Source organism: Mycobacterium sp. 852002-50816_SCH5313054-b (genome assembly GCF_001667185.1).
Classification (GTDB): Bacteria; Actinomycetota; Actinomycetes; order Mycobacteriales; family Mycobacteriaceae; genus Mycobacterium.
In genome coordinates, this window is record NZ_LZIC01000038.1 from 56674 (window position 1) to 69488 (window position 12815).

Here is a 12815-nt window from a genome sequence, read left to right on the forward strand (position 1 = left end):
ACTAAACGGGCCGCTGTCGCGTCCAACTACGAGCCGCAGCAACACCACTCGTCTACCAATCCGGGTCAGTGGACGGATGCGGCGGCAGCCTCGATGACCTGCGTGACGGCGTCGGGATGTGAGACAAGTGTCAGGTGCGAGCCACCGTTGAAGTGTGTGACCTGTGAGTGTGCTCGTGCGGCCATGGAGTCCTCCGAAGCCGGGGTGATGACCTGATCTCCGCTGCTGATGAAGTACCAGGACGGGATGTCCTTCCATGCGGTGTTCTTCGACGGTGCGTACAACGCGGCCACCGCTGCCGACCGCTGGCTGGCCCACGCGCGGGTGGCGAGGTCGGGCGGTAGGTCGTTTCCGAAGTGCTGGAGGAAGATGTCCTTCTTCAGATAGAGCTGCGCTTGCTCCTGGGGTGCGCCAGGGGGGAGTACGGGATCGAACAGCTCGCCTTGGGGTCGGTTCAGTACCGAGTCGGCTCCACTGAGCTGGGCAGTCGTCTCGCCCACATCGGGGGCCGCGGCGTCGACAAAGACTAGTGCTTTGACATTGGGATTGCCTGCGGCGGCGTTCGTGATGACCGATCCGCCGTAGGAATGCCCGACCAGCACGATGGGTCCGTTCAGCGTGGCGAGAAAGTTCTTCACATAGTTGGAGTCGGAGTCCAGATTCTCCAAAGGATTGGCGATCGCGCGTGCCTCGTATCCTTGCTTCTCCAACGCTCCGACTTCGCCACCCCAGCTCGACGCGTCGGCGAAGGCACCGTGGACCAGAATGATGGTGGGCTTCGCACCACTCGGTGTAGGCGCGGCGGGTGCAGGAGCGCCGGATGGAGACGCGGCCGGTGGAGACGCGGCCGGTGCGCAGGCGGCGACGGCTAATGGGACTGTCACGGCACACGCCACCGCAGCGGTACTCGTGAGTGCACCCATGCGCACCATGCGCCAGGAACGTTGAAACATCTGTATTTCCAATCTGTTTTGGGCCGCGTTACAAAGCCGCGGCGGAGAAATATTTGTCGCCGAATTCTTCGGCATCATTGGCGGTTGCGGACGGTAGCCGGCGTGGGTCCTACCACCGTGCCGTGCCGCGTGCGATCAAAAGCCGTTGGCTGCCAACCACTCGAGCACCACGACGGCGACGTCCTTCCAGCCAGCGTCGATGGTGAGGGAGTGACCGCGTCCTTCGAACACATGGAAGTCGGTCTGCGCCGGGCCCTTTGAATACATGGCCACTACCTCCTTGGTGACCTTGAAGGGAACGACGTGGTCTTCGGTGCCTGACGTCAACAGCAGCGGGCCGCGGTCGGCCAGGTGGGTGTCGACTTTGGCCGCCGAGTGACGCGAGAAGTTTGCTCCCGCATCCTCGAACAGTGGCTTACCGGGTCCGGGGATGGTCAACTCCTCGTGGAGGGCGTCGGACTCCGATTCGGTGAGATTGTTGCCAAAGGCATAGTGGAACTCCTTGGCCGTCAGAGACACCGCCCGGTGCCGGTTGGCAGGGTTGCCGAGGACGGGGAATGCCGACTTGATCTGCGCAAACGGGAGTGCCTTGACTCCCTTGATCGGCGCGGGGTCGATGGCAACGGCGGCTGCGATCAGACCTTCGGCGAGCAACTCCTGGGCAAAGAGCCCACCGAAGGAGTGCCCCACCACGATGGGCTTGACGCCACCCTGCGCCTCGATCAGTTGCGCGTAATGGTCGACGACTTGCTGGATACCGACATCGTTCATACCGTCCGGGTTCGCGCGTGTCTCTGCGACCGTCGCGAGGTCCCCGGGCCAACCTGGCGCGGCAACCGCATAGCCGTTGTCCTCGAAGAGCTCGAGCCACGGTTGCCAAGCAGTCGAATGGATCCACAGGCCGTGAATGAAGATGACTGGGTGCGGTTTTGCTGGCGATGTCATAATTCGTGTCCTCGTGTGTGCTGGGAATGCTATTCAATCGGCGCGAGCCATCGGCAAAGCGCTTGGGACAGAACCTACGTCGGCTAGCGCACGCTGTAACTCTCCCCCGCCCGGTCGTGCACGCGGTGCACATGTGTTGGCACTCGGTGAGGCAAGTCGGCACAACATGCCCTGGTGATGCACGATCACGAGGTCTGCGCAGCCAGCGGATTCGCAGCTGGCGCTGGGCTATCCGGCAGACTTTGTGGCGGACGCATCTCGATACTGGGCGCACTGCTGCCCAACACCGCCACGATGTAGTGATTCAAAACGGGCATTCCCGCCGGGGCCACACCTAATGCCGGTCGATCGCCGCGATGAGCTGCTCGGCCGTCAGCGGCAGCGAGCGCACCCGCACGCCGAGCGCGTCGTAGACGGCGTTGGCGATCGCCGCGGCCGCCGGGCCCTGGGCGCACTCGCCGATGCCCAGCGGCGGGTTGCCCTGTCCGGCAAGGAATTCGACGTCGACCGCGGGCACCTCGGAGAACCGCAGGATCGGGTAGGTCTCCCAGGTGTCGCTGGTGACGTTGAAGCCGTCGAAGCGGACCCGCTCCTTGAGCGTCCAGCTGGTGGCCTGCACCGCGCCGCCCTCGATCTGGTTGGCCGCGCCGTCGGGATTGATGACCAGCCCGGCGTCCACCGCGATGACCAACCGGCGCACCCGGACCTGCTCGACCGCCTCGACCTCGGCGACCACCGCGCAGTAGGCGGCCGAATTCTTGTATCGGGCATACCCGATGCCGTGACCGACGGATTCCCGCCGCGCCCATTTCCCCCAGCCGGCCCGCTGCGCCGCCGCTTGCAACACCGCGCGCCCGCGCTCGTCCGACAGCTGCGCCAGCCGGAACTCGAGGGCATCACGGCCCGCGGCCACCGCCAGCTCGTCCATGAACGACTCCGCCGCAAAGACATTGATGAACGCGCCCAGCGAACGCAGCGCCGAGGTGCGCAGCGGCATCTCGGTCAGCAGGTGGTTGATCACCCGGTAGGACGGAAAGTCGTAGCCCGGTACCGAATTGCGCCCGGTGCCGCCGCCCCACTCGACCGGCGGCTCGCCGCCGGTGCGGATCGGCTCGCCGCCGGCGCGCTCGCTGGCGGCCAGGAACGCCGACGTCGGCGTCGTGCCGGGGCGGCCCATGTAGCTGCCGCTCCAGATCTCGTGGCGCCAGTCGACGACGGCGCCGTCGTCGCCGCAGTCGGCGGCGATCTCGACGACGGCCGCGGGACCGAAAGGTGCCCAGGCCAATTCGTCGGTGCGCGACCAGACCAGGTGCACCGGCCTACCGGGCACCGCCCGCGCCAGCACCGCGGCGTCCATGGCGGCGTCGTCGGCGCCGTTGTGCCCGTAGCACCCGGGCCCCTCGACGTGGCGCACCACCACCGCATCGACCGGCAGGCCCAGCGCGGCGGCCAGTTCGCGCCGCAGCACGTGGATGCCCTGGCTGTGCGACCAGACCTCCAGCCGACCGTCCTTGGACGCGAGCGCCGCCGCGGCCGACGGGCCGATCGACGCGTGCGCCAGGTACGGCCGGTGGTAGCGGGCCGAATGCGACCGCGCCGAATGAATCGGCGCCGCAGCTTCTTTGGACGCCAGCACCGACGTCTCGGCCGCGGCCGACACCAGGAACGCCGGCAGGCCGTCCTCGTCGGGCAGCGTCGGCCGCCGATCCCAGGTGGCGTCGCCGCGCAGCCGCTCGGCCGCGCGCACCGCGACCTCCTCGCGTTCGGCGATCACGCCGAGGAACTCGCCGTCACGCACGACGGTGACCACCCCCGGCAGCGCCAGGGTCGGGGCGGTGTCGAGGCCGCGCAGGTGAGACCCGCGCGACGGCGGGCGAACAATGCGGCCGTACAGCTGCCCGTCCACCACCAGGTCGTGCAGGTAGCGCGGCCGCCCGGTCAGCTTGTCGGGCAGGTCCACCCGCGCGACGTCGGTGCCGACGACTGCGTAGTCCGACTCGGGCTTGGGCGTCGCCGCCCCGGTCGCCGCGCGCTCCAGCAGCGAATCGTCCGCGAGTTCCCAATAACTGGTGGCCAAGCCGTGCGGACCGCTGAATTCCCCGTCGGCGACGTCCAACTCGTCGGGCGCCACGGCCAGCTTGGCCGCGGCCGCGTCCAGATAGATCGCCCGCACCTCGGCGCACGCCTGGCGCAGCGCCGCGCCGGACTGCTGGATCGACCGGCTGCCGGCCGTGAAGCCCTCGTCGGGGCTGCGATCGGTCGACGCGGCGATCATCCGCACCCGCGCGACGCCCACGTCCAGCTCCTCGGCGGCGATCTGCGCCAGCGCCGTCAACACGCCCTGGCCCAGCTCCACCTTGCCCGAGCGCACCTGCACGACGCCGTCCGATCCGATCCGAACCCATTCGCCCAGAACGGGATTGGCCGCCAGCGACTCGGGCAGGTCAGGCATCGGCGGACCCCCGCAGCTCGGCCCCTGCGCTCAGCACCGCCGCGACCACGCGATTGTGCGAGCCGCACCGGCACAGGTTGGAGTCCAGGGCGGCACGAACCTCCTCCTCCGTCGGGTCGGGGTTGTCGGCCAGCAGGGCCGCGGCGGCCACCACGATCCCCGACATGCAGTACCCGCATTGCGCCGCCTGCCCGGCGACCAGGGCGCGCACCACGGGGTGCGGCTGCCCGCCGCCGCCCAGGCCCTCGACGGTGCGGATCGACTTGTCGGACACCGACCACAGCGGGGTGTCGCAGGAGTACACCGGACGGCCGTCGGCGAGCACGAAACACGCACCGCACAGCCCCACCCCGCAGCCGAACCGCGTGCCCTTCAAACCCAGGTGGTTGCGCAGCACGTACAGCAGCGGTGTGTCGTCCTCGGCATCGACTACGTGACGCTGCCCGTTGACCGTCAATTCGCCCATGGGCTCCAGCATCCTCCGGCCGCGCAGTGTGCGCCTGCGGCGTCGCGTGTGCGACGACGGCGGGATTCCGGCGAATGTCCCGCCCTGGGCACACACGAGACGCCGAGACCGCACACCCGACGAGCACCGCGCTAGGGCAGGATCGACAGGTATGGATCAGCTATGGGCCAACCGGGCGGCCAGCTCCGAAGCCGCTGTCGCGCAGCGGCACCTGAAGCGGCTGTGGGCACTGCCGGGAACCCAGCTGGGGATGGTGGCCTGGCCGCCGACCCGCAAAGACCGGCTGTTCGGCACCTGGCACTACTGGTGGCAGGCGCACCTGCTGGATTGTCTGGTCGACGCGCAGCGGCGCGATCCGCAACCGCACCGGCACACGATGATCAACCGCCAGGTCCGCTCGCACCGGCTGCGTAACAACCTCCGGTGGGTCAACAGTTATTACGACGACATGGCGTGGCTGGCGCTGGCGCTGGAACGCGCGGCCCGGCTGGCCGGCGTCGAACGCCATCGCGCGCTGCCCAAGCTGGCCGACCAGTTCGTCGACGCGTGGGCGCCCGGGGACGGCGGGGGCATCCCGTGGCGCAAGCAGGACAAGTTTTTCAACGCCCCGGCCAACGGCCCGGCGGGAACCTTCCTCGCCCGCTACGGGGAGCACCTGCAGCGGGCCGACCAGATGAGCGACTGGATCGACCGCACCCTGATCGACCCGGAGACCCACCTGGTGTTCGACGGCATCAAGGCCGGCTCGCTGGTGCGCGCGCAGTACACCTACTGCCAGGGCGTCGTGCTGGGACTGGAGACCGAGCTCGCCGCGCGCACCGGCGCCGAGGCCAGGGCCCGGCATCAGGCCCGGGTGCATCGGCTGGTGGCGGCGGTCAGCGAGCAGATGGCGCCGTCGGGCGTGCTGCGGGGCGCCGGCGGCGGGGACGGCGGCCTGTTCGGCGGCATCACCGCCCGCTACCTCGCGCTGGTCGCCACCACCCTGCCGGGCGACTCCGCCGACGACGCCGTGGCCCGCGACACCGCGCGCACCATCGTGCTGTCGTCGGCGAAGTCGGCCTGGGACTGCCGGCAAACGGTGGACGGGCTGCCGCTGTTCGGCGCGTTCTGGGACCGCGACGCCGAACTGCCCCAGGCGGGTGGGGAAGAGGCCCAATTCGTCGAGGGCGCGGTCAACGCTTCCGAGATCGCCGAGCGGGATCTGTCGGTTCAGCTATCGGGCTGGATGCTGATGGAGGCCGCCTGTAACGTCACCGCCGTGAGCGACACATGAGCGACCTCAGCGGCGGCTGGATCCCCGACGAGGCAACGCTTGCCGGCGCCAACCTCACCCGCTTCATGGCCTGGCTGGCCGAGACAGGCCGCGGCGAGTACGGCGACTACCAAGGCCTGTGGGCAAAGTCGGTGGACGACATCGACTGGTTCTGGGACGCCGTGTGGACCTACTTCGACATCCAGGCGGACAGCCCGCCTCGCGCGGTGCTGGACGAGCGTTCCATGCCGGGCGCCGAGTGGTTCCCGGGCGCCACGCTCAACTACGCCACCGAGGTGTTCCGCCACGCCACCGACGAGCGCCCGGCGCTGATCGCCGTCGGCGAGGACGGGTCCACCGAGTGGTCCTGGGCGAGGCTGCAGCGCGAGACGGCGGCGTTCGCGGCCTACCTGCGCAACCTCGGCGTCAAGCCCGGCGACGCCGTCGCCGGGTACCTGCCCAACGTCGCCGAGGCCGTCGTCGCCGCCCTGGCCGCGGCCAGCGTGGGCGCGATTTGGGCCGTGTGCAACCAGGACGTGTCGGTCGACGGAGTGATCGCCCGGCTGGGTCAGGTGGAGCCGGCCGTGCTGGTGGCCACCGACGGCTCGGTGTACGCGGGCAAGCGCATCGATCGCCGGGCGGAGCTGGCCACGATCCAGGGTGCGATGCCGACGCTGAAGGCCACCGTGGTGGTGCCGCGGCTCGGGCTCGACGTCGACGGCGACACCGTGGCGTGGGCCACGGCCGTCGAGGGGTACGCCGCCCTCGACATCACACCGGTCCCGTTCGCGCACCCGTTGTGGGTGATGTTCTCGTCGGGAACCACCGGGAAGCCGAAGGGCATCGTGCACGGTCACGGCGGTGTGGTGCTGGAGCACCTGAAGTACCTGACGCTGCAATTCGAGTTGTACCCGGGGGACCGCTTCCTGTGGTACTCGTCGACCAGCTGGATGATGTGGAATCTGCTGGTGTCCGGCCTGCTGGTCGACGCCACGATCGTGTTGTATGACGGCAGCCCAACGCATCCGGGCACCGACGGCCTGTGGCGCGTCGCCGCCGACGCCGGCGTCACGGTGCTCGGCGCCGGAGCGGGCTACCTATTGGCTTGTGCCAAAAAGGAATTGACGCCGGGCGCGTCGTATCCGCTGGACGGGCTGCGCGCGGTCGGGTCCACCGGGTCGCCGCTGCCCGCGTCCGGATTCCGTTGGGTGCAAGAGGGACTCGGCCGCGCGGTTCCGGTGATCTCGATGAGCGGCGGCACCGACGTGTGCACGGCCTTCATCGGCGGTTGCTCGATCCTGCCCGTGGTCGCCGGCGAACTGTCCTGCCTGTGCCTCGGCTCGGCCATCGAGGCCTGGAAGGGCCGGGGCCACCCCGTCATCGGGGAAGAGGGCGAGCTGGTGGTCACCAAGCCGATGCCGTCCATGCCCGTGTCCTTCTGGAACGACGACGACGGCAGCCGCTACCGCGCCGCATACTTCGACAAGTACCCGGGCGTGTGGTGCCACGGGGACTGGATCACCATCAGCGACCGGGGATCGGTTGTGGTGCATGGCCGTTCGGACGCCACCCTGAACCGGATGGGCGTGCGGATGGGCAGCGCGGAGATCTACACGGCGGTCGAACGCATGCCGGAGGTGCAGGACTGCCTGGTGGTCGGCGTCGAGCAGGACGACGGCGGCTACTGGATGCCGCTGTTCGTGCACCTGGCGGACGGTGCGGAGTTCGACGACGCGCTGCGGTCCAGAATCGTCGGCGAGATCCGCCAGCACGCCTCGCCGCGACACGTGCCCGACGACATCCTGGACGTTCCGGGCATACCGCGGACGCTGACCGGCAAGCGGCTGGAGATCCCGATCAAGCGGATCCTGCTCGGGGCCGCGCCGGACGAGGCCGTGCAGCAGAGTTCGATCGACAGGCCCGACCTGCTAGACGCTTTCGTTGCGTACCGGAGAAGTCGGGTGTCCTGACTCGGGCTCCTGCCCGCCCGTGCGGCGACGCCCGCGATAGGCGCGCCAGGCGGCGATGAACGCCGGGATCATCGACACGAACAGGATGCCCAGGATGATCTTCTCCAGGTTCTGGTGCACGAACGGCACCGTGCCCAGGAAGTAGCCCGCCAGCGTCACACCGCCGCCCCACAGGATGCCGCCGACGATGTCAAAGCCGAGGAACACCGGGTAGCGCATGTACGACACCCCGGCCACCGGCGGGACGAACGTCCGCACGAACGGCGCGAACCGGGCCAGGATGATCGCCCAGGGCCCGTACTTCTCGAAGAACGCGTGTGACTCCGTCACATAGTGCTTCTTGAAGAAGCGGGAGTCTTCCTTCTTGAACAGCGCCGGACCGATCCGCCGCCCGATGAAATAGCCGCATTGGTCGCCCAGGATCGCGACCACCGCGACGGACGGGGCCAGCACCCAGATGCTCGCGGGCGGGTTGGGGTGCGCAGCCAGCAGGCCGCCGGTGAACAGCAGCGACTCGCCGGGGAGCAGCGGAAACAGCAGCCCGGTCTCGATGAAGACGATGACCAGGATGCCGGGCAGCACCGCCGAGCCGAAGACGCCATTGGCGCCCAGCCAGTACATCGGGTCGAGGATGTCCGGCAGGGCCGTCACGGTGGTGCTCACGATGCTTCAACATACCTTTGTTGCCATACTGGATGGGCCCAGCCGCCAGGAGGAGCCCATGCCCGTCGCAACCCCCGAGATTTACGCCGAGATGCTGGGCCGGGCCAAGGAGAACTCCTACGCCTTCCCGGCCATCAACTGCACCTCCTCTGAGTCGGTCAACGCCGCGCTCAAAGGATTCGCCGACGCCGGCAGCGACGGCATCATCCAATTCTCCACCGGCGGTGCGGAGTTCGCGTCCGGCCTGGGGGTCAAGGACATGGTGACCGGCGCCGTCGCACTGGCGGAGTTCACCCGCGTCGTCGCGGCCAAATACCCGGTCAACGTCGCGCTGCACACCGACCACTGCCCCAAGGACAAACTCGACAGCTACGTGCGCCCGCTGCTGGCGATTTCGGCGGAGCGCGTGCGCGCGGGCGACGATCCCCTGTTCGGATCCCACATGTGGGACGGCTCCGCGGTGCCGATCGACGAGAACCTGGTCATCGCGCAGGAGCTGCTCAAGGAGGCCGCGGCGGCCAAGATTGTGCTCGAGATCGAGATCGGCGTGGTGGGCGGCGAGGAGGACGGCGTCGCCAACGAGATCAACGACAAGCTCTACACCACGCCCGCCGACTTCGAGAAGACGATCGACGCGCTGGGCCACGGCGAGCATGGCAAGTACCTGCTGGCCGCGACGTTCGGCAACGTGCACGGCGTCTACAAGCCCGGCAACGTCAAGCTGCGCCCCGACATCCTCGCGCAGGGGCAGCAGGTGGCGTCGGCCAAGCTGGGGCTGCCCGACGGATCCAAGCCGTTCGACTTCGTGTTCCACGGCGGTTCGGGCTCGCTGAAATCGGAGATCGAGGAGGCGCTGCGCTACGGGGTGGTGAAGATGAACGTCGACACCGACACCCAGTACGCGTTCACCCGCCCGATCGCCGGTCACATGTTCACCAACTACGACGGTGTGCTCAAGGTCGACGGCGAGGTGGGCGTCAAGAAGGCCTACGACCCGCGCACCTATCTCAAGTTCGCCGAGGCCGGCATGACCGCGCGGGTCGTGGAGGCCTGCAACGACCTGCACTGCGCCGGCAAGTCCCTGGGTCATTGATGCCGAGCAGAGGCGGGTAGCTAGCCGCTGGGGGACTGGCAGATCTTCCACTGGTCGTCGCGGTATTGCAGGTCGAGGCTGCGCGTCGAACGCAGGGCCGGGTCGTAGGCCATGAACGTGGTGATGTTCGCCTCGGCGTGCTGGCCGTTGACGACGACCTGGTCGATGCTGGCGATCACCGGATACTGCTTGGCCGCCGACACCCGCTGGTAGGTCTCCTGCCAGGCGTGTTCGTCGTAATCGACATACCCGTCGCGGGCGTTCCCGCAGGTGATGGTGCGCAGCGCGGTCAGGTCGCCCCGCTGCACCGCGACGTCGTACTGGGAGATGGTGTGCCGAACCTGGTCTTCCTCGGAGACTTTCGAGTGCTTGCTGCGGGTCAGCAGGACGGTGCCCAGGATCGCGATCGCCGCCAACGCCAGCACGACCACCACCAGCGCCAGCACCCAGCCCCAGTTGATTTGCCGCGTCGTCCGCAGCTTCGCCCCCAATCGGGGTGGAATGGATTGCGGCACAGCGGCTTTCGGGGGGATGCCCGCCTGCGGCGGCGGGCCTTCGGGTGCCGGCGGCGATGCGAAAACCTCCGTGGCGGGCTCCGCGGAAGTCGCGATCACCTGAGTTTCCTTCGCGTCGAATCCCGGTGCGGTGAAACGACGTTCGCGTTGCGCCCCGTCCGGATCCGCGACGGGATCGTTGCCCTGATCGGGCTTGTTGATCACCACCGTCTCGGTCTCGGGATCGTTGGGCACCATCGGCTGGCCCTCGGCTCCCTCGCCGCCGGGCGCTTCGCCGCCCGGCCGCCTCGGCGCACCGCCGCGGTCGGGTTCGGGTGGATTGGGCATGCAAGGAGCTTAGCGACCCGGACCGGGGGGACGGCAAAATAGACACCATGACGTCGATGGGAGATCTTCTCGGACCCGATCCGATCCTGCTACCCGGCGATAGCGATGCCGAGGCGGAGCTGCTCGCCAACGAAAACCCGAGCTCCGTCGCCGCCGCGCACCCCTCGGCGTCGGTGGCCTGGGCCGCTCTCGCCGAGGAGGCGCTGGCGGAAGACAAGGCCGTCACCGCCTACGCCTACGCCCGCACCGGTTACCACCGCGGCCTGGATCAGCTGCGGCGCAACGGGTGGAAGGGCTTCGGGCCGGTGCCGTATGCGCACGCGCCTAACCGGGGCTTCCTGCGTTGCGTCGCGGCGCTGGCGAAGGCCGCCGACGCCATCGGCGAGACCGACGAGTACCAGCGCTGCCTGGACCTGCTCGACGACTGCGACCCCGCGGCCCGCGCGCCGCTGGGGCTTCAGTAGCCCTCAGAGCACTCGGCGCCGCCCGGGCACTCGATCTGGACGGTCGCGTGCTCCAGCCCGCGCTCCGACAGCACCGCGCGCGCGTCCCGCAGCACCCGGGCCGAGTCGCCGTCGCTGGTCAGGTGCGCGGTGCACATGTCCTTGCCGGGCGAGAGCGTCCACACGTGCAGGTCGTGCACCTCGGTCACGCCGTCGACCGCACCGAGCGCGCCGCGCAGCTCCTCCACGTCGATGTGGGTCGGCGAGGCCTCGGACAGGATGCGCAGCGCGTCGCGGGCCAGCGCGATGGCCCGGGGCAGCACCCACAGCGCGACCAGCACCGCGACCACCACGTCGGCGTACGGCCAGCGCGTCGTCACGGTGACCACGCCGGCGATCAGCACGCCCAGGCTGCCGACGCTGTCGGCGACCACCTCCATGTAGGCGCCCTTGACCGCCAGGCTCTGCGTCGAATGCGAGCGCAGCAGCAGCGCGACCACCAGGTTGGCCAGCAGTCCGGCCAGCGCAACCACGATCATCGGCACGCCGGGGATCGACGGGGTTTCCCGGAGCCGCTGGATCGCCTCCCAGAGGATGAACAGGGAGACCCCGAGCAGCAGCCCGGCGTTAGCGACCGCGGTGAACACCTCCGCCCGATGCCACCCGTAGGTGCGCGCGGGCGACGAGCTGCCGCGGCGGGCCAGGGTCACCGCTGCCAGCCCCATGAACACGGCGACGACGTCGGTCAGCATGTGCCCGGCGTCGGCCAGCAGTGCGATCGAGTTGATCAGCAGCGAGGTGGCCAACTCGATGACGAAGAACGCCGCCAGGATCGCCGCGGCTGCGATCATGCGCGGGATCATCCGGGACGACTCGTCGCCCTCGGCGGGGGTGTGATTGTGGCCGGCGCCCATAGCCCAGCAATATATGCGCAAAAGCGCATATATTGCAACCGTTAGACCCAGCGGCTCCAGAACCGGGTCAGCTGGTTGCCGGCGGACACCAGCCAGTGCGGCACGCCGGAGAAATCGAACAGCCAGAGCACCAGGGCGAAGAACCAGGAGCTGGCCGCCAGCAGCAGAAACAGCAGGACGAAAAAGCCCCACTGCTTGGCCGGGGCCAGCGCGCGCTGCGTCTCCGGGCTCAGGTGCGGTTCCAGCGCGTCGTACCCGTCCAGGCCGGGAACGGGCAGCAGGTTCAGCAACAGCGCGGTCAGCTGGAGGAATCCCAGGAACGCCACCCCCGCCCACAGCACCGCGTGGGCCGGGTCGTAAAACAGCCGGGTCAGCGCCAGCAGCAGCACCGCCAGCACCAGGTTGGCCGCCGGGCCCGCCAGGCTGACCAGGCTGCGTCGCGTGGGGGTCATGAACCAGGTCCGCACGTACACCGCGGCGCCCGGCAGCCCGATGCCGCCCAGCAGGATGACCACCATCGGCAGCACCAGCGAGAGCGCGGGGTGGCTGTACCGCCGCGGATCCAGCGTCAGATAGCCGCGGACCGCGACGTCGTGATCGCCGAAGCGCCAGGCGGTCACCGCGTGGCCGAATTCGTGCAGGCACAGCGACACCAACCAGCCCGCGATCACGAAGATGAAGACCCCGGCGTAGGAGAGCGGCCGCACGCTCGATCCGGCCAGCCAGGCCAGCACGCCGCCGGCCGCCGTCAACGCGACCAGGCCCAGGAAGATCGGACTGGGCCGCACGGATTCGTGTTGCCGCGCGGGAAAGCTCACGCTG

At 69.0% G+C, this 12815-nt stretch carries 12 protein-coding genes; 4 read left to right on the forward strand and 8 right to left on the reverse strand.

The genetic code is table 11. The features are described from left to right. Window positions 1-65: 65 nt before the first annotated feature. The 4 genes from A5787_RS07365 to A5787_RS07380 all read right to left on the reverse strand — a co-directional run bounded on the left by A5787_RS07365 (window position 66) and on the right by A5787_RS07380 (window position 4816). The gene (locus A5787_RS07365) at window positions 66-953 is read right to left on the reverse strand and encodes an alpha/beta fold hydrolase (protein ID WP_231993880.1); all 888 of its coding nucleotides are present in this window, start codon (window positions 951-953) and stop codon (window positions 66-68) included. Between the two features lie 135 nt (window positions 954-1088). Then, on the reverse strand, window positions 1089-1898 hold the full coding sequence (locus tag A5787_RS07370; RefSeq protein WP_066963855.1) for an alpha/beta hydrolase: 810 nt from the start codon (window positions 1896-1898) through the stop codon (window positions 1089-1091). A gap of 334 nt (window positions 1899-2232) precedes the next feature. Next, window positions 2233-4350 carry a molybdopterin cofactor-binding domain-containing protein gene (locus A5787_RS07375; protein WP_066963858.1) on the reverse strand — a complete coding sequence of 706 codons (2118 nt, stop codon included), beginning with the start codon at window positions 4348-4350 and terminating at the stop codon, window positions 2233-2235. Next, a complete protein-coding gene (locus A5787_RS07380) occupies window positions 4343-4816 on the reverse strand; it encodes a (2Fe-2S)-binding protein (RefSeq protein WP_066964031.1) in 474 nt (157 codons plus the stop codon). The genes A5787_RS07375 and A5787_RS07380 overlap by 8 nt, the downstream gene beginning before the upstream one ends. Before the next feature lie 151 nt (window positions 4817-4967). On the opposite strand from A5787_RS07380, the gene A5787_RS07385 reads away from it, so the two are divergent. Then, the gene (locus A5787_RS07385; protein WP_066963861.1) at window positions 4968-6089 is read left to right on the forward strand and encodes a glycoside hydrolase family 76 protein; all 1122 of its coding nucleotides are present in this window, start codon (window positions 4968-4970) and stop codon (window positions 6087-6089) included. Continuing rightward, the gene (locus tag A5787_RS07390) at window positions 6086-8038 is read left to right on the forward strand and encodes an acetoacetate--CoA ligase (protein WP_066963864.1); all 1953 of its coding nucleotides are present in this window, start codon (window positions 6086-6088) and stop codon (window positions 8036-8038) included. Before A5787_RS07385 ends, A5787_RS07390 begins: the two co-directional genes overlap by 4 nt. Here the strand turns inward: A5787_RS07390 and A5787_RS07395 are convergent. Then, complete coding sequence (locus A5787_RS07395; protein ID WP_066963867.1) at window positions 7997-8701, reverse strand: DedA family protein; 705 nt, start codon at window positions 8699-8701, stop codon at window positions 7997-7999. The two genes, A5787_RS07390 and A5787_RS07395, sit on opposite strands and share 42 nt — an antisense overlap. A gap of 58 nt (window positions 8702-8759) precedes the next feature. Here A5787_RS07395 and fbaA point away from each other — a divergent pair, with 58 nt between their 5' ends. After that, window positions 8760-9794, forward strand: a complete 1035-nt coding sequence (gene fbaA, locus A5787_RS07400) for a class II fructose-bisphosphate aldolase (RefSeq protein ID WP_066963870.1) — start codon at window positions 8760-8762, stop codon at window positions 9792-9794. A 20-nt stretch (window positions 9795-9814) separates the two neighbouring features. Here fbaA and A5787_RS07405 read toward each other — a convergent pair whose 3' ends face one another. Further along, window positions 9815-10636 (reverse strand): hypothetical protein, encoded by an 822-nt coding sequence (locus tag A5787_RS07405; RefSeq protein ID WP_066963873.1) that lies wholly within the window; start codon window positions 10634-10636, stop codon window positions 9815-9817. A gap of 47 nt (window positions 10637-10683) precedes the next feature. Here A5787_RS07405 and A5787_RS07410 point away from each other — a divergent pair, with 47 nt between their 5' ends. Further along, window positions 10684-11100 (forward strand): DUF3151 domain-containing protein, encoded by a 417-nt coding sequence (locus A5787_RS07410; protein ID WP_066963876.1) that lies wholly within the window; start codon window positions 10684-10686, stop codon window positions 11098-11100. On the opposite strand, the gene A5787_RS07415 is transcribed toward A5787_RS07410, so the two are convergent. Continuing rightward, a complete protein-coding gene (locus A5787_RS07415; protein WP_066963878.1) occupies window positions 11094-11993 on the reverse strand; it encodes a cation diffusion facilitator family transporter in 900 nt (299 codons plus the stop codon). The genes A5787_RS07410 and A5787_RS07415 overlap by 7 nt on opposite strands. Before the next feature lie 41 nt (window positions 11994-12034). Then, complete coding sequence (locus A5787_RS07420; protein ID WP_066963880.1) at window positions 12035-12811, reverse strand: site-2 protease family protein; 777 nt, start codon at window positions 12809-12811, stop codon at window positions 12035-12037. Window positions 12812-12815: the final 4 nt, after the last annotated feature.